Here is a 14,118-nt window from a genome sequence, read left to right as displayed (position 1 = left end):
TTCCATAAAACGAATCGAAGACAGTTCAAAGTAAAAGTGTATATTTTGTGTAGTATAAAAGTCTAAGTAATTTACCATTAAACTAACAGTTCAGCATTTATTCATAGCTATTCCTTCATAATAATGAGTATTTTATCATACAGGAAGTTAAAAATTTGGCTTGTCATTCAAATGTTACAGAAATGAAAAATAAGATTTTCGTTTTAAACATATATTACAAACACACAGTGTTTCCTTTATAAAAGAAAAGGGAAATGAATGATAAAATGTGGTGGTGTGAAAAATGAAGATTTATACAGCTCTTTTGCTTCAGCTGATTATTTGGAGCGGTTATACATTCATTGAATGGCTGTCAAAATATGATCAGCTTGTATACAAAGTAATTATGTTTTTCGTTTTTTTCTACTTGGCAATAAATATAGGGAATTGGATTATTAAGTCGGCTAAAAAAACGTTTATGGTCACACTAATGAGTTTAAGTTTATATGGCTCCTTCCATTTAGCCATGTCATATCTCAGCCATTGGTAAAATAAGGGGTCAAATCTGATAAAAAAACAGGCACCTATCAGGATAGGTACCTGTTTTTTCTATGATTTATGCACTTTTCGTGCGGGAATGACTTCCTCTTTAAAGGATTTTATCAGTGATATAACAATAAGAAGCATGATGATTGTAAAAGGCAGTGCTGCGATAATGGAAGCCCTCTGGAGTGCTTCCAATCCCCCTGTCCATAAAAGTATGGCTGCTGAGGCAGATTGGATAACCCCCCAGACAAATTTTATTCTGTTGGAAGGGTTCAGGCTCCCGTTAGTTGTCTGCATGCCAAGAACAAAGGTGGCAGAGTCAGCAGATGTAATAAAGAAGGTGCTGATTAAGAAAATAGCCAGTAAGGATAGAACCGTTGAGAAAGGGAAGTTATCAAAAACGGTAAATAAAGCGACTTCCATTCCTTGTTGTTCTATAGAACTCATTACAGGTTTTGCTTCAAAGAACTCAAGATAAATTCCAGTTCCTCCGAAAACGGAAAACCATAGAGCACCGAAAATCGTTGGAACAGCAAGCACTCCTATCACGAATTCACGGATGGTCCGTCCCTTTGAGATTCGGGCTATAAAGGTTCCGACAAATGGTGCCCACGCAATCCACCATGCCCAATAAAAGATTGTCCAATCCTGGAACCATGTAAGCTTCTGATCAAATGGACTTAATCTGAAGCTCATGGATGGGAGGTTTTGAAGGTACGAGCCAATCGTTGTTGTAAAAAGATCCATAATAAAATTGGTAGGCCCTACAAACAGCAAGAACACCATTAAAGCTATTGCTAAGATAATGTTTAAATTACTTAAGTATTTTATACCCTTATTTAAACCTGTTTGCGCTGAAAGCATAAATAGAATGGTTACGATGGCAATAACCGTTAACTGGGTAGCAATATTATTATCGATTCCGTCAAATGTGGCGGAAAGTCCCCCTGTAATTTGAATGGCTCCAAGACCTAAAGAGGTTGCAACCCCAAATACAGTAGCAAAAACGGCGATGAAATTAATGATCACGCCAAGAGGACCATCAACGCGGTCGCCCAAAATTGGCCTTAATATAGAGCTAATAACTCCCGGCGCCCCTTTTCTAAATTGAAAATAGGCAAGAGCCAGCGCAATTACAGTATAAATCGCCCATGGATGGAGACCCCAGTGGAAAAAGGAATATCTCATGGCTGCTCTAGCAGCATCAGGTGTCTGCCCTTCTGAGAAAGGTGGAGCATAATAATGGTACATCGGTTCCGCCACTCCCCAAAATACAAGGCCGATCCCCATTCCTGCGCTAAAAAGCATGGCAAACCAAGTTAAATAGTTATATTCAGGTCTGTCAGCATCCTTCCCTAAACGAATATTTCCGTACTTGGTGAATATTAATAGGATAGAAAAAATTAAAAAGGCTGAAGCCGATAATAAATAAAACCAGCCAAATTTCTGCAGTATAAATCCTTGAATGCTCTGTGTGACTGTGTCAAGGTTTCCATTCGGCAATACACTTTCCGGGACAAGTCCCCATAAAATAAATAGTGCTGTGAATATGACTGAAACCGTAAATACGGGTGTCAGTTTCTTCATCAAATCCCTCCAAATCTTTTAAATATCTAATATTTTTTTACCCTAATAAAAAACTGTGTAAAACTCCCTGGCCGTTAAGTAAATAGGAAAAATGTTTTATAATGTTCATATCGAACCTATTTTGGGTAAATGCAGTGGGTAAGGGTTAGGAGTGAGCAGGGGAACAACTCTTGGCTTTTTGAAAGCCATTGTCGATAATACCACTTATTGAGTTGACTGAAAAGAAATATGCATTTTAAGGAGGACAACATGAAAAAAGCAGGGGTTATGATTCTTTTTTCTTTCATTCTGTTTCTGTCTGCATGTGGTACTGTAAAAAAGGAACAAGCGACAACAGTCAAAGATGAACAAGAAGAAGCAACAGAAGCAAGTAAGCCTGAGCAGGAAACAAAGATACAGGCGAATGATGAAAGCAATATCAAAGAAGGTGGCGATACTGAAACAAGCCAGAAGGAAACTGTAACAGCTGTTAAAACAGAATACCAGCTAAACGAAAATAATTGGACTATTGAACCTATTAATAATGCAAATTCAAAAGTTGTACTATTAACGATTGATGACGCTCCCGATACATATGCGCTCGAAATGGCAGAAACCTTAAAGAAGTTAGGTACACCAGCAATCTTTTTTGTGAACGGGCATTTTATTGATACACCTGAAGAGGCAGCCGTACTAAAAGCCATTCATGATCTTGGCTTTCCAATTGGCAACCACACATACAGCCACCAAAACCTGAAGAACCTTTCAGAGGAACAGCAATACAAAGAAATTGTCGGTCTAAATGATAAAATTGAAGACCTAATCGGTCAGCGGCCAAAGTTTTTTAGAGCTCCTTTTGGTTCCAATACAGCTTACAGTAAAAAAATTGCACAGGATGAAAAAATGCTCGTCATGAATTGGACTTATGGGTACGACTGGGAGAAAGAATATCAATCTAAAGAGGCGCTGACGGACATAATGGTCAATTCACCATATTTAGTGGAGGGTGCCAATTTACTGATGCATGATAGGCAATGGACAAGGGAAGCTATAGAGGATATCGTAAAAGGACTGCAAAATAAAGGATTTAAAATGGTCGACCCAGCACAGATCAAAACAGTTGAATAAAGCAAACGCTGAACAGGCGCTTATTCTGCTTTACTGGAGAGCATACAGGCTTTTTAAAAAGAAGGCTCTGTTAAAGCTCAATGTTGATTTTGCACTTTGTTGATTGGATCTGAAGGCGTGTGAACCTCGAAAATGCATGTGCATTTCCTTCGTACGGTGATTATTCAAGGAAGCTGATTCAATATCCTGCGGGAGTACGTCAAAGGGAGACCCCGCAGGCTTAATACTTGAGGAGCGTCAGAACGCCCGCGGTTCGCTGAGCGCTGGAGCGGAAAGCTAACAAAGCCAAAAGAAAGAGGAGCCACTAGGTCTGCTCCTCTTTCTTTCTTTTTGGCTTCCGTGTCATATATCGTGAAAAAATAGTGTAAAGAGAATAGAACAATAAAAAGTAACTAAAGAAAGAAAAAAGAAAAGGCACAACTTTGTAGTCCGTTTCTTTTTCAAACGGAGATATAAACTTTACTTCCAGTGGATATGAATCGGAATTCTCCGGAAAGGATATTGTCTGTTCCGCGAAAGGGAACGGGGCGCCGAACACAATATTTTGAATGGTGCTTTCCGGTTTTCCCTCATAATAGGAGTGAAAAGTAAATGGAGATATTATTGTAAAGGCCAAGCTCAATATTCCTATAATAATATCCTTTTTACTGATCATATTTCACCTCCTGACTACATGTATAAATAGAATAAGAACAGCAGTAGGAGCTGTTCTCTTCCATAGATCTTTTATAAAAGTTTTCATTATTTTCTGGGATAGAAGTACATGATTCTTCCATTAAACAAATGCAATTCCCCTTGGAGCTTTTTAGCAAGAAATTTGCAAAATTCATTGGCTTTTCCCTTGTCCCCAAATGTAGCGTTTTCTGGTAAGGTTACTTGTATGTAGGTTTGCTCTTGTTCAGAACCATCTTCTTCTCTAATCATTTCTTTGTCCACACCGAGTATAATAGCATTATAGCGGTCATGGTTTGACAAAAGATAAAACCAGCTGCCTTTTCCTTCTGGCTTCTCTTTAATTTCGTAAGGAAAAGCGGCATCATCATATTCCCATTTAATCTGGTCACCTGTTTTTCCTGTAATGTTTTTAAAATACAAAAAGAGCTCTTTCAGATCTTCAGTTGTGATACTTTCCTTTGCTGATGAAGGAACAAGCTTAATAAATGCATTAGCTGCCATCATCTTTCCCCCCATTATCCCAAATAGTATGGTCAAGAACATCCTATTTCATTCTAGCACTGATTAAAATCTTATGACAACTTAAAATAAGAAGGAAAATTTAAAATACTTGTCAAAAAAGGATTAATGAATTATAATAATATTCTAAATATTAAAACGAAAAGGAGGAATAATATGGACTTTTTCGAAAAGCTCTATGATGAGCATGAAAATGTTAATGTCCGTTTTGTGGGGTTTACAACTGAAACAACCCGTTATGATTTTGGTATTGTTTATACGAATCTCTTCTTCTCAAAACCTCTGGTTATTTGTATGCAAACTGGCCGCTCCACTCTCCTCGACCCTAAAGATCTCGAAGACATTGAATACTTACAAAAGGCATTTAAGCTTGATTTATATGAACAAGCTGCCGATTTGAGTGAATTTTTCAGAGAAGCAATACCGGGTGCCCGTTTTGAGACACAATATGAATAATATTTAATCTTTCTTATGAAAAACAGACCATATAGGTCTGTTTTTTTGCATTGTGACATACTATTAATGAGGGGTTTATGCCTTGTAAAAACTATAAATACCAAAAAATACTTTAAATATGTTATACAATTAGGCTTGAAAAATTAATAGTGTTATATTATTATTAATTTAAAGATGTTAAGCGCTTTCAAGTTTAATTAAAAAACTCAATGAAAAGGAGAATGAAAAGATGGGTACAATCGTATGCCAGGCTTGCAATTCAACTATCGATCACTTTGAGGATGAAAAGGTAACGGTTTTATATTCAAAACAATGCAACTGCTGTGACGGAGAAAAAACAGATAAAGCAAACAATAACCGCTAAAAATAAAAAGAGCCTATTCCTTAAAGGAAAGGCTCTTTTGCATTATCGGATGGCACGATGTTCTTCAATGACGCGAAGGTATTTGAAATCGTAATCTTCCGGTCCTTGAACGGGAAGTCCGGCTTCCATATTCGTTTTAATATACCGAAGATTCTCTTTCGTAATGATTTCACCTGGGATAAAAATCGGTATACCAGGCGGATAGACCATGATAAATTCAGCTATAATTCTTCCCTCTGATTCATCAAACGGTACAAGCTCAGTATCTGCATAAAAGGCATCACGCGGTGTTAAGGATAAGACTGGAATATTAGGCAAGAGCACTTGAGTTTCAAGTTTCTCCGTATTTCCTTGACGCTCTTTCTCCAGCTCGGCAAGAGCAGAAACTAAAATATCGGCTTCTCTTTCCGTGTCTCCTGGTGTAATAATGCAAAGGATGTTATATAAATCGGACATTTCCACTTCGATATTATGTTTTTCGCGAAGCCAATTTTCAACATCAAAACCGTTCATACCAAGTTCCTTAACCGAAATGATTAATTTTGTCGGATCGTAGTCATGAGCGGCCTTTGTTTCCAATATTTCCTCTCCGACGCAATATAAGCGATCGATTTCATTTATGCGGCGGCGGATTGATTGGGCCAATTCTATAGTGTTGCCAATGAGCTCCTTGCCCTCAGTGGCAAGGCGTTTTCTTGCGACATCCAATGAAGCGAGCAATAAATAAGAAGTAGAAGTAGTCGTCAGCATACTCAAAATGGATTGAACCCTTTTTGCCGATACAAGGTTTCCTTTCATATTTAAAACAGAGCTTTGCGTCATGGAACCCCCAAGTTTATGAACAGAAGTAGCTGCCAGATCTGCTCCGGCCTGCATAGCCGATAATGGAAGCTCGTCATGGAAGTGGATATGCACTCCATGTGCTTCATCGACAAGGACAGGTACATTATAGGAATGGGCAATGTCCACAATTTTCTTTAAATCAGCGGAAATCCCGAAATATGTCGGATTTATAACCAAAACCCCTTTGGCATCCGGATGGAGTTCAAGGGCTTTTGATACAGATTCGGTTGTAATTCCGTGCGATATTCCCAGCTTTTCATCAATCTCCGGATGAATGAAAATAGGCGTTGCACCCGAGAAAACGATAGCAGACATGACTGATTTATGAACATTTCGAGGGACGATAATTTTATCTCCAGGACCGCAGACCGCCATAACCATCGTCATGATGGCTCCGCTTGTACCCTGTACAGAGAAGAAGGTTCTATCAGCTCCAAATGCCTCTGCAGCAAGGTCCTGCGCTTCTTTAATAATTCCTTTTGGCTGATGGAGATCATCAAGCGGTCCGATATTTATCAGGTCGATTGCAAGAGCATTATCTCCAATATAATCTCTAAATTCCGGGTCAATCCCAGTACCTTTTTTATGCCCTGGTATATGAAACTGCACCGGATCCTTTTTTGCGTGTGCAAGTAAACCGCTGAACAACGGTGTTTTAAATTGAGACAACTTATTCCCACACCTCTTTAGTTAATATTTCAATTTGATCGTGTTATAAAACATTTGCATTATAGCATTATTCATTCCCTTTGCATAGAAAGACTTATCGTTTTGCCGCCATATGGTCCAAACACTTCCGCTTCCTTAAATTTTGAACTTGCTTTTAGTTTTAGAAGTTAACAGGAAATTAAAACATAAAAATAGAAATAGAAGAATATTGACGAATGGAGGTTATAAATATGAAGTGGAACACAAGGGTTACAGACATGCTAAATATTCAATATCCTATTATACAGGGAGGGCTTGCACATCTCGCTTATTCTGATCTGGCTGCTGCCGTTTCAAATGCAGGCGGGCTGGGGCAGGTTACAGCAATGTCTCTTAGCAGCCCGGAAAAACTTAAAGAAGAAATTCAAAAAGTAAAGAAATTGACAGACAAGCCTTTTGGAGTTAATTTTGCTATTGGGCAGCACGGCAGACCTTTCTCTGATTATCTGGATGTTGCAATTGAAGAAGAAGTTCCGGTAATATCCATGACAGGAGGAAATCCTGCTCCCATTTTTGAGCAATTGAAAGGGGTAAACGTTAAGAAGCTTGTTCTTGTTGCAGCAAAAAGGCAGGCTGTAAAGGCGGAAGAACTTGGTGCTGATGCAGTCATGGTCGTTGGCCAGGAAGGCGGAGGCCATTTGGGCAGGGATGATATCGGTACCTTTGTCCTCGTGCCTCAGGTTGTTGATGCTGTATCCATTCCTGTTATTGCATCAGGAGGCATCGGGGATGGAAGAGGAATGATGGCTGCACTAAGCCTTGGAGCCGAAGGGATTGAAATGGGAACAAGATTTGTGGCGACAAAAGAATGTGTTCATGCTTCCGAATTATATAAAAACCGTCTCGTAGAAGGGACAGAAAATGATACAGTTGTCATTAAAAGAACCATAGGTGCTCCTGCCAGGGTAATTGCAAATTCCTGGACAGATAAAATCCTTGAAGTTGAAAAACAAAATGGCGGCTATGAACAACTAAAGAACTACATAAGCGGGAATGCTAATAAGAAATATATTCATGAGGGGAAAGACCATGAAGGTTTCGCATGGGCTGGCCAGGTAATGGGGTTAATCAAGGATGTGCCGACTGTTGAAGAGTTAATTCAGCGAATGGTAGCTGAAGGGGAAGACGTCCGCAAAAAGTGGGCTGAGTAAATATGAGAGGCAGCAGGATTATCATAAATGAGGTGAAATGATGGAATATCAATACCCGATTGACCATGATTGGTCAACAGAAGAAATTGTTGATGTTATAAAATATTTCGAAAGCATTGAACAGGCATATGAAAAAGGAATTGAGCGGGATCAATTTATGAATGCATACAGACGGTTTAAGGAAATAGTGCCGGGCAAAGCCCAGGAAAAAAACCTTTGCGATGAATTTGAAGAACAGAGCGGCTATTCATCATACAGAACGGTGAAGGCTGCCAAGGAGTCTTCTGCAGGGGATAAAATAAGAATGAAATAACAGGCCGTGAACACGCCTTGCACTGGCTATATAGTTAAAAAAGGAAAACCTCCTGTTAGGAGGTTTTCCTTTTTAGTAATTAATCTAATCACTTAATGATGTTTATGCCATTTTGTATAGGGGTAATAAATTTCTAAATACAGAATCTGCTTTTTCAATAAATTGATCAGGCGACATGTTGACGGCCTCTTCTCTAGGGATATGGAAGCCGCAAAGAATTTCAGCCTTCTTGACAGTCTGCAGGCGAACAAACATGGATTTTAATTCATCTTTAGACAATTGATTGTGCGGAAGTGCAGATGGTTTCGTATGATCTCCAGACCAGACATAATCCTTAGGTATTTCTTTATACAATTTATCCAAGCTGTCCTCGAAAGCTTTGCCGATTGCCTCTTTATTCGGTGCTTCATAGATGACAGCAAACCAAATGAATACATGTGTTTCCCATAAGCCAACTTGAAAATGCGGAAGCATTTTGTAGCCTCTCGCATTGCTGGCAAATGCAACCCACGTATCATTTGGGGGATTCTTGGTTCGCCTCGCATGTTTGGCAACATGAGGAAACATTTCATCGCCCGATAAAGCTGAAAGCGATGGGGCAAAATGCAGTCCCAATTCTTCAAGCTTCGGTCTGATTGTTGACTTTAATGCTTCCATTCTGTCATCTAGGCCATCTATTTTAAAAACATCAAAATCATCATTGGTAAAACCGGAAAATGACATAAGCTAACCTCCTGAATGCTTTGTCAAATATTGTAGCATAACCTCGAACAAACAAGAAATGTTAAGCCTTGAAGCTCTCTATAAATTAAAGTTTGGGTTATAGCACAAATTAGTTGCATCTAGGATTTACTCTTCATATGATAATAGTAAAAATAATCAGAAAACTAACCAGATTATTGGAAGGGGTGTACTGTCTAATGAAACAACTTATGAATTCTGTTAAGAAAAAAGCCGGTGAGAGAGAAAGGACAGCAGTTCTACGACTGGAAATGGATTATGAATTGGCTACTTTATTTGATGCCATGACAGAAAAAAATGAAGACTTAAAGAAACAAACAAAGCTAAAGCTTGAAAGGATCAGACAGGAACTTCTAAGATTGAAAGCACTTTAATGATAAATTTTTGAACTGTGAAGCAAAGGAGAAAAAGCAGAAAAAATGCAGATGAAAAGCAGAAACCTTTAGAAACGAACTCCCTTTTTGCATGAGGAGTTCGTTTATTATTTTATAAATGAATAATTGTTGGTTTTGGCACTCTGTTGATTGGAGCGGAAGGCTCAGGACTCCAGCGGGAAAACCAGTGAAAGGGAGACCCTGAAGGCGTATTGGACCGAGGAGCGTCGGAACCCCCGCGGTTCGCTGAGTACATGGTGCGGAATCAACAGGCAAGTTTAACAGAGCTTTTTTAAAATAACTTCATGGCTTGCAAATGATTATACTCTCCCTGGGAGAGTATATAACTTGAAGAACATCACTAATTCATTTAAGCTATTTATATTTTAAAAGGGATCTCAGAAAATAACGATGGGGAACCAAGCGGAGGGTGGACCAATTATGACGAATTGGAGCGAAATTGATACATATGCAAAAGCCTGGGTTAAAGAGGCTGGAGTTAACATCCGGAATTCCTTTAGTAAAACATTGACAATTACGACAAAGTCAAATGCAAATGACTTGGTGACGGATATTGACCAGGGAACAGAACAATTTTTCATAAAGAAAATTAAAGAGAAATATCCTGAGCACCGAATCCTTGGGGAAGAGGGATTTGGCGATAAGTTAAACAATTTGGATGGAATTGTATGGATCATCGACCCAATCGATGGAACGATGAACTTCGTGCACCAGCAAAGAAATTTTGCGATTTCAATTGGCATCTATGAAAATGGTAAAGGGAAAATCGGATTAATTTATGATGTGGTGCATGATGAATTGTATCATGCTATTAAGGGGCATGGAGTTTTTATGAATGAATTGGAACTCCCGCCATTAAAAGAAACAGAAGTATCCAAAGCAGTTATCGGGCTGAATGCAACATGGGTAACTGAAAATAAGCGGATCGATCCATCGCTGCTGGCTCCGCTAGTTAAAAATGCGAGGGGCACCCGCTCCTATGGGTCTGCGGCAATAGAGATGGCCTATATTGCATCAGGGCGGGTTGACGCGTATATCACTTTAAGGCTGGCGCCATGGGACTTTGCCGCTGGTGTCATATTGATTGAGGAGCTGGGAGGAATAGCGACTACTCTTAAAGGAGAGCCTTTGAATCTGCTTGAAAATAATACTGTTTTTGTCTCGAAGCCGGGTCTCCACCAGGAAATCATGAAAGAGTATTTAAAAGATGGGAATTGGTAATCTGTCCAGTGATTTGATGACTGATGCAGATTGGCCATTCTTCATAGAAACCATCAAAGACAGCCCTGAGTGGGAAGAAACCGAAAAAAGCGGTTTTGATCCTAAAAAGTACATGGCTATGTACGAGAAACTGAATGGTGAGTGGAGACTATGGCGCCTGGATGGTGAGCGGATAGGCATTACCTTTCATGTTAAATCATCGCCATCTAATCAAAAGCCGTGGATTGGGACTATACTTGTTAAAAAAGAAATGCGGAGAAAAGGGTTGGGTATAGCGATAATCGGCCACATAGGCAAGGAATTGAAAATAAGAGGCGAAAAGTCATTATTTGCGGGTGTGCCGGAATATCGCTACATGTGGATCGAGTTTTTATCGGATGCCGGATTTGAACAGTTTAAGATGGAGGTTTCTCCTGAAGGCCAAGATTATTTAATCATGGTCTGTCCCCTCATTTAAAAAAGCTGCAGCACTTGGCTGCAGCTTTTTCGCGCTTTATTATAGCAATCCGTCTTCTCTCATTTTCTTCTTTATTTTAAAACCAAAACCCATTACAAAAACTAACAGAATGATTGAAAAAATAATGCCAATTATGCTTCTTTCAGCCACAGCAACGCCAATTCCCATCATGCATAGGGCTGCTCCAACCGCAAAAGCTAATAATGGCCACTTTATATTTTTCATACGATTTTACCCTCCCAGGCGGAGTAATAAGTGCATTTGCTGGCAAACAATATATAGAAATAGCTGCATCAAATAATGAAAATAATCTAAAAAGCCAGGCACGAACCCCTTTTCTACATTATTTTACACAAAAAGCTTTTAGGTTTCTACTGTAATTATGATATAATGTATCAGTTGTGAAAAAAATGCAGAAAATTATTTAGTTTTTATAAATAGGAGGAAATCTTTTGAAATTAAGAGAAGATATTCGCAATATAGCTATTATTGCCCACGTTGACCATGGGAAAACAACGCTGGTTGACGAGCTTTTGAAACAGTCTGGAACTTTCCGTTCTAATGAGCATGTGGAAGAGCGTGCAATGGATTCAAATGATTTGGAAAGAGAACGTGGAATTACCATCTTAGCTAAAAATACTGCGGTTAAATATAAAGATACAAGAATAAACATTCTTGATACCCCAGGACACGCAGATTTCGGCGGAGAAGTTGAACGTATCATGAAAATGGTTGACGGTGTATTATTGGTAGTTGATGCCTATGAAGGGTGTATGCCGCAAACACGATTCGTACTAAAAAAGGCATTGGAACAAAAATTAACTCCAATTGTTGTAGTAAATAAAATTGACAAGGAGTCTGCCCGTCCAACAGAAGTTGTGGATGAAGTAATCGATTTATTTATCGAACTTGGTGCAGATGAAGATCAGCTGGAGTTTCCAGTCATTTATGCTTCAGCAATTGCTGGGACTGCAAGTACAACTCCTGATAAACAGGATGATGATATGCATTCGGTTTATGAAGCAATTATTGACCATATACCAGCACCTGCTGATAACCGGGAAGAGCCGCTTCAATTCCAGGTAGCACTTTTAGATTACAATGATTATGTAGGAAGAATTGGGATTGGCCGCGTGTTCCGAGGAACAATCAAGGTCGGCCAGCAAGTTGCACTGATGAAGCTTGATGGAGCTGTCAAACAGTTCCGTGTGACGAAAATTTTTGGTTTCTTCGGCCTGAAGCGAGAGGAAATTCAGGAAGCCTATCCTGGAGATTTAATCGCTGTTTCCGGAATGGAAGACATCAACGTAGGGGAAACTGTCTGCCCTGTTGAACATCAGGAAGCTCTTCCTGTTTTAAGAATAGATGAGCCAACATTGCAAATGACTTTCGTTGTAAATAACAGCCCATTTGCAGGAAGAGAAGGCAAGTATATTACAGCCAGAAAAGTTGAAGAAAGATTGCGTGCTCAGCTTGAGACAGATGTGAGTCTTCGTGTCGAAAATACAGATTCACCTGACGCTTGGATTGTATCTGGACGTGGAGAACTTCATTTATCGATATTAATTGAAAATATGCGCCGTGAAGGCTTTGAATTGCAGGTATCAAAACCTGAAGTAATTATTAGAGAAATTGACGGTGTTCGCTGCGAACCGGTAGAACGTGTTCAAATCGATGTACCAGAAGACAACACTGGTGCTATTATTGAATCAATGGGTACGCGTAAAGGTGAAATGCTTGACATGGTTAATAACGGCAATGGGCAAGTACGATTAACATTCAATGTCCCAGCCCGCGGACTAATCGGCTACTCTACAGAATTTATGACGCTTACTCGCGGATATGGTATTATTAACCACACTTTTGACAGCTACCAGCCTGAGATTAAAGGACAAATCGGCGGCAGAAGCAAAGGCGTGCTGGTTTCAATGGAAAGTGGTAAGTCATCCACATATGGTATTATGCAAGTAGAGGATAGAGGAACTATTTTCGTTGAACCAGGTACTGAGATTTATGAAGGAATGATTGTTGGGGAACATACTCGTGAGAATGACCTTACAGTTAATATCACAAAAGTGAAGCATGCAACCAATATCCGCTCTGCTAATAAGGATCAAACGAATGTAATTAAAAAGCCGCGCATATTGACACTTGAAGAAGCACTGGAATACTTGAATGATGATGAGCTTCTTGAAGTAACGCCTGAATCAATCAGACTCCGCAAGAAAATTCTTGATAAAAATGAACGTGAAAGAGTAGCTAAGAAAAAGAAATACGCTGAAACAAACTAAGGCTAAGAAGGGGGAGGAGAGAGGGATATGGATGTTTCACAACGCCTGTCTTTTTTCGCTGCTTTATTCAAAGTCGATCAAAATCCTACAACAGGGATGTGGCTGCTTTATATAACAATTGTCCTTTTGTCTATCCTGGTTTTTAAATTGGGATTTGCCAAGAAGCTTCCTATTGCTAAATCAGTTGTTATTTACACCTTCTTAATTTTGGGATGTACGATGCTGACTTTTCTTGGTGTGTTCCTTCCGGTTGCAGAAGGCCTTGTTGTGGCTGCGCTAATCTTGATTATCTATAAAATCCGCCTTCACCAGGAAAAGAAACAGCAGGCTAATGCGGATTAACAGGGAGAGGCTGATATGAAATCTTTGCAGGATTCACTGTATAACTGGTTAACGATTAAAATTGTCAGTGATGAACGGCCGGATGATACAGCAGCAGCAGATACAGAAAAAATGTTTTTCAATATTCTCGGGGATGAGTTTCACGTATTCAATATTGAAATTGAAAAAGATGAAGTTATGTACTATGTACATTACGACAATAAGGATGGAGAACGGAACAAGATCCGTTTTCCGCGTGAATTGATTGAAGTAATGCTCAATCAGATCAAAAATGAGCCTGATAAGTATGTGAATTATCCAGAGGATTAAAAAGAGCCGCCCCTTTCCGTGAACTATACCCCGGATAGCGGACACTGATAAAAAAGTGCCCCTTTCCGGGGTTTTTTGTGTTTCAATAGATTTAATGAATATGAGCGGAGGATT

General features: G+C 39.3%; 18 protein-coding genes. 12 read left to right on the top strand and 6 right to left on the bottom strand.

Features of this window, described 5'->3' with window-relative positions:
• Positions 1-283 precede the first annotated feature (283 nt).
• Positions 284-529, top strand: a complete 246-nt coding sequence (locus tag DFO73_RS24505; protein WP_110067306.1) for a hypothetical protein — start codon at positions 284-286, stop codon at positions 527-529.
• A gap of 59 nt (positions 530-588) precedes the next feature.
• Here the strand turns inward: DFO73_RS24505 and DFO73_RS24500 are convergent, their stop codons facing one another.
• Positions 589-2,112, bottom strand: coding sequence for a glycine betaine uptake BCCT transporter (locus tag DFO73_RS24500; protein WP_110067305.1), 1,524 nt, complete (start codon positions 2,110-2,112; stop codon positions 589-591).
• 249 nt (positions 2,113-2,361) lie between these two features.
• Between DFO73_RS24500 and DFO73_RS24495 the strand changes: the two genes are divergently transcribed.
• The gene (locus DFO73_RS24495) at positions 2,362-3,219 is read left to right on the top strand and encodes a polysaccharide deacetylase family protein (RefSeq protein ID WP_110067304.1); all 858 of its coding nucleotides are present in this window, start codon (positions 2,362-2,364) and stop codon (positions 3,217-3,219) included.
• Between the two features lie 304 nt (positions 3,220-3,523).
• Here DFO73_RS24495 and DFO73_RS24490 read toward each other — a convergent pair whose 3' ends face one another.
• Both DFO73_RS24490 and DFO73_RS24485 read right to left on the bottom strand, forming a co-directional pair.
• Complete coding sequence (locus tag DFO73_RS24490; protein ID WP_110067303.1) at positions 3,524-3,874, bottom strand: hypothetical protein; 351 nt, start codon at positions 3,872-3,874, stop codon at positions 3,524-3,526.
• An 86-nt stretch (positions 3,875-3,960) separates the two neighbouring features.
• The gene (locus DFO73_RS24485) at positions 3,961-4,395 is read right to left on the bottom strand and encodes a DUF1885 family protein (protein WP_181396126.1); all 435 of its coding nucleotides are present in this window, start codon (positions 4,393-4,395) and stop codon (positions 3,961-3,963) included.
• Between the two features lie 174 nt (positions 4,396-4,569).
• Between DFO73_RS24485 and DFO73_RS24480 the strand changes: the two genes are divergently transcribed.
• Positions 4,570-4,869 (top strand): DUF3055 domain-containing protein, encoded by a 300-nt coding sequence (locus DFO73_RS24480; RefSeq protein WP_110067301.1) that lies wholly within the window; start codon positions 4,570-4,572, stop codon positions 4,867-4,869.
• A gap of 229 nt (positions 4,870-5,098) precedes the next feature.
• Positions 5,099-5,233, top strand: coding sequence for a GapA-binding peptide SR1P (locus DFO73_RS24475; RefSeq protein ID WP_110067300.1), 135 nt, complete (start codon positions 5,099-5,101; stop codon positions 5,231-5,233).
• Positions 5,234-5,275: 42 nt separating this feature from the next.
• On the opposite strand, the gene DFO73_RS24470 is transcribed toward DFO73_RS24475, so the two are convergent.
• On the bottom strand, positions 5,276-6,745 hold the full coding sequence (locus DFO73_RS24470) for an aminotransferase class I/II-fold pyridoxal phosphate-dependent enzyme (protein ID WP_110067299.1): 1,470 nt from the start codon (positions 6,743-6,745) through the stop codon (positions 5,276-5,278).
• Between the two features lie 230 nt (positions 6,746-6,975).
• Between DFO73_RS24470 and DFO73_RS24465 the strand changes: the two genes are divergently transcribed.
• Both DFO73_RS24465 and DFO73_RS24460 read left to right on the top strand, forming a co-directional pair.
• Positions 6,976-7,935, top strand: a complete 960-nt coding sequence (locus tag DFO73_RS24465; protein ID WP_110067298.1) for an NAD(P)H-dependent flavin oxidoreductase — start codon at positions 6,976-6,978, stop codon at positions 7,933-7,935.
• 40 nt (positions 7,936-7,975) lie between these two features.
• Positions 7,976-8,248 carry a UPF0223 family protein gene (locus DFO73_RS24460; protein WP_110067297.1) on the top strand — a complete coding sequence of 91 codons (273 nt, stop codon included), beginning with the start codon at positions 7,976-7,978 and terminating at the stop codon, positions 8,246-8,248.
• 102 nt (positions 8,249-8,350) lie between these two features.
• Here DFO73_RS24460 and DFO73_RS24455 read toward each other — a convergent pair whose 3' ends face one another.
• On the bottom strand, positions 8,351-8,971 hold the full coding sequence (locus DFO73_RS24455) for a YktB family protein (RefSeq protein ID WP_110067296.1): 621 nt from the start codon (positions 8,969-8,971) through the stop codon (positions 8,351-8,353).
• Positions 8,972-9,168: 197 nt separating this feature from the next.
• On the opposite strand from DFO73_RS24455, the gene DFO73_RS24450 reads away from it, so the two are divergent.
• The 3 genes from DFO73_RS24450 to DFO73_RS24440 all read left to right on the top strand — a co-directional run bounded on the left by DFO73_RS24450 (position 9,169) and on the right by DFO73_RS24440 (position 11,062).
• Positions 9,169-9,363 (top strand): hypothetical protein, encoded by a 195-nt coding sequence (locus DFO73_RS24450; protein WP_110067295.1) that lies wholly within the window; start codon positions 9,169-9,171, stop codon positions 9,361-9,363.
• A gap of 441 nt (positions 9,364-9,804) precedes the next feature.
• Positions 9,805-10,605 (top strand): inositol monophosphatase family protein, encoded by an 801-nt coding sequence (locus DFO73_RS24445; RefSeq protein WP_110067294.1) that lies wholly within the window; start codon positions 9,805-9,807, stop codon positions 10,603-10,605.
• On the top strand, positions 10,592-11,062 hold the full coding sequence (locus tag DFO73_RS24440; protein ID WP_110067293.1) for a GNAT family N-acetyltransferase: 471 nt from the start codon (positions 10,592-10,594) through the stop codon (positions 11,060-11,062). Before DFO73_RS24445 ends, DFO73_RS24440 begins: the two co-directional genes overlap by 14 nt.
• Positions 11,063-11,101: 39 nt before the next feature.
• On the opposite strand, the gene DFO73_RS24435 is transcribed toward DFO73_RS24440, so the two are convergent.
• A complete protein-coding gene (locus DFO73_RS24435; protein ID WP_110067292.1) occupies positions 11,102-11,287 on the bottom strand; it encodes a YlaF family protein in 186 nt (61 codons plus the stop codon).
• A gap of 227 nt (positions 11,288-11,514) precedes the next feature.
• Here DFO73_RS24435 and typA point away from each other — a divergent pair, with 227 nt between their 5' ends.
• From typA to DFO73_RS24420, 3 genes are read left to right on the top strand one after another with little or no spacing between them, the layout of a single operon-like run.
• Complete coding sequence (gene typA, locus DFO73_RS24430; protein ID WP_110067291.1) at positions 11,515-13,353, top strand: translational GTPase TypA; 1,839 nt, start codon at positions 11,515-11,517, stop codon at positions 13,351-13,353.
• Positions 13,354-13,380: 27 nt separating this feature from the next.
• A complete protein-coding gene (locus DFO73_RS24425) occupies positions 13,381-13,695 on the top strand; it encodes a YlaH-like family protein (protein ID WP_110067290.1) in 315 nt (104 codons plus the stop codon).
• Between the two features lie 15 nt (positions 13,696-13,710).
• The gene (locus DFO73_RS24420; RefSeq protein WP_110067289.1) at positions 13,711-14,004 is read left to right on the top strand and encodes a hypothetical protein; all 294 of its coding nucleotides are present in this window, start codon (positions 13,711-13,713) and stop codon (positions 14,002-14,004) included.
• Positions 14,005-14,118: the final 114 nt, after the last annotated feature.

Origin of the sequence: Cytobacillus oceanisediminis (genome assembly GCF_003182355.1) — a bacterium.
Taxonomy (GTDB): Bacteria; Bacillota; Bacilli; order Bacillales; family Cytobacillaceae; genus Cytobacillus; species Cytobacillus oceanisediminis_A.
Note: the sequence above shows the minus strand (reverse complement) of the source record. Positions and strands in the feature narration are given on the sequence as shown.

What these genes read in the sequence shown, in the direction of transcription:
- DFO73_RS24445 (WP_110067294.1), top strand. Translation starts at nt 9,805, where the DNA reads ATGACGAATTGGAGCGAAATTGATACATATGCAAAAGCCTGGGTTAAA.
- DFO73_RS24420 (WP_110067289.1), top strand. Translation starts at nt 13,711, where the DNA reads ATGAAATCTTTGCAGGATTCACTGTATAACTGGTTAACGATTAAAATT.
- DFO73_RS24435 (WP_110067292.1), bottom strand. Translation starts at nt 11,287, where the DNA reads ATGAAAAATATAAAGTGGCCATTATTAGCTTTTGCGGTTGGAGCAGCC.
- DFO73_RS24450 (WP_110067295.1), top strand. Translation starts at nt 9,169, where the DNA reads ATGAAACAACTTATGAATTCTGTTAAGAAAAAAGCCGGTGAGAGAGAA.
- DFO73_RS24505 (WP_110067306.1), top strand. Translation starts at nt 284, where the DNA reads ATGAAGATTTATACAGCTCTTTTGCTTCAGCTGATTATTTGGAGCGGT.
- DFO73_RS24455 (WP_110067296.1), bottom strand. Translation starts at nt 8,971, where the DNA reads ATGTCATTTTCCGGTTTTACCAATGATGATTTTGATGTTTTTAAAATA.
- DFO73_RS24485 (WP_181396126.1), bottom strand. Translation starts at nt 4,395, where the DNA reads ATGGCAGCTAATGCATTTATTAAGCTTGTTCCTTCATCAGCAAAGGAA.
- DFO73_RS24425 (WP_110067290.1), top strand. Translation starts at nt 13,381, where the DNA reads ATGGATGTTTCACAACGCCTGTCTTTTTTCGCTGCTTTATTCAAAGTC.
- DFO73_RS24440 (WP_110067293.1), top strand. Translation starts at nt 10,592, where the DNA reads ATGGGAATTGGTAATCTGTCCAGTGATTTGATGACTGATGCAGATTGG.
- DFO73_RS24465 (WP_110067298.1), top strand. Translation starts at nt 6,976, where the DNA reads ATGAAGTGGAACACAAGGGTTACAGACATGCTAAATATTCAATATCCT.
- DFO73_RS24490 (WP_110067303.1), bottom strand. Translation starts at nt 3,874, where the DNA reads ATGATCAGTAAAAAGGATATTATTATAGGAATATTGAGCTTGGCCTTT.
- DFO73_RS24500 (WP_110067305.1), bottom strand. Translation starts at nt 2,112, where the DNA reads ATGAAGAAACTGACACCCGTATTTACGGTTTCAGTCATATTCACAGCA.
- DFO73_RS24460 (WP_110067297.1), top strand. Translation starts at nt 7,976, where the DNA reads ATGGAATATCAATACCCGATTGACCATGATTGGTCAACAGAAGAAATT.
- DFO73_RS24495 (WP_110067304.1), top strand. Translation starts at nt 2,362, where the DNA reads ATGAAAAAAGCAGGGGTTATGATTCTTTTTTCTTTCATTCTGTTTCTG.
- DFO73_RS24475 (WP_110067300.1), top strand. Translation starts at nt 5,099, where the DNA reads ATGGGTACAATCGTATGCCAGGCTTGCAATTCAACTATCGATCACTTT.
- DFO73_RS24480 (WP_110067301.1), top strand. Translation starts at nt 4,570, where the DNA reads ATGGACTTTTTCGAAAAGCTCTATGATGAGCATGAAAATGTTAATGTC.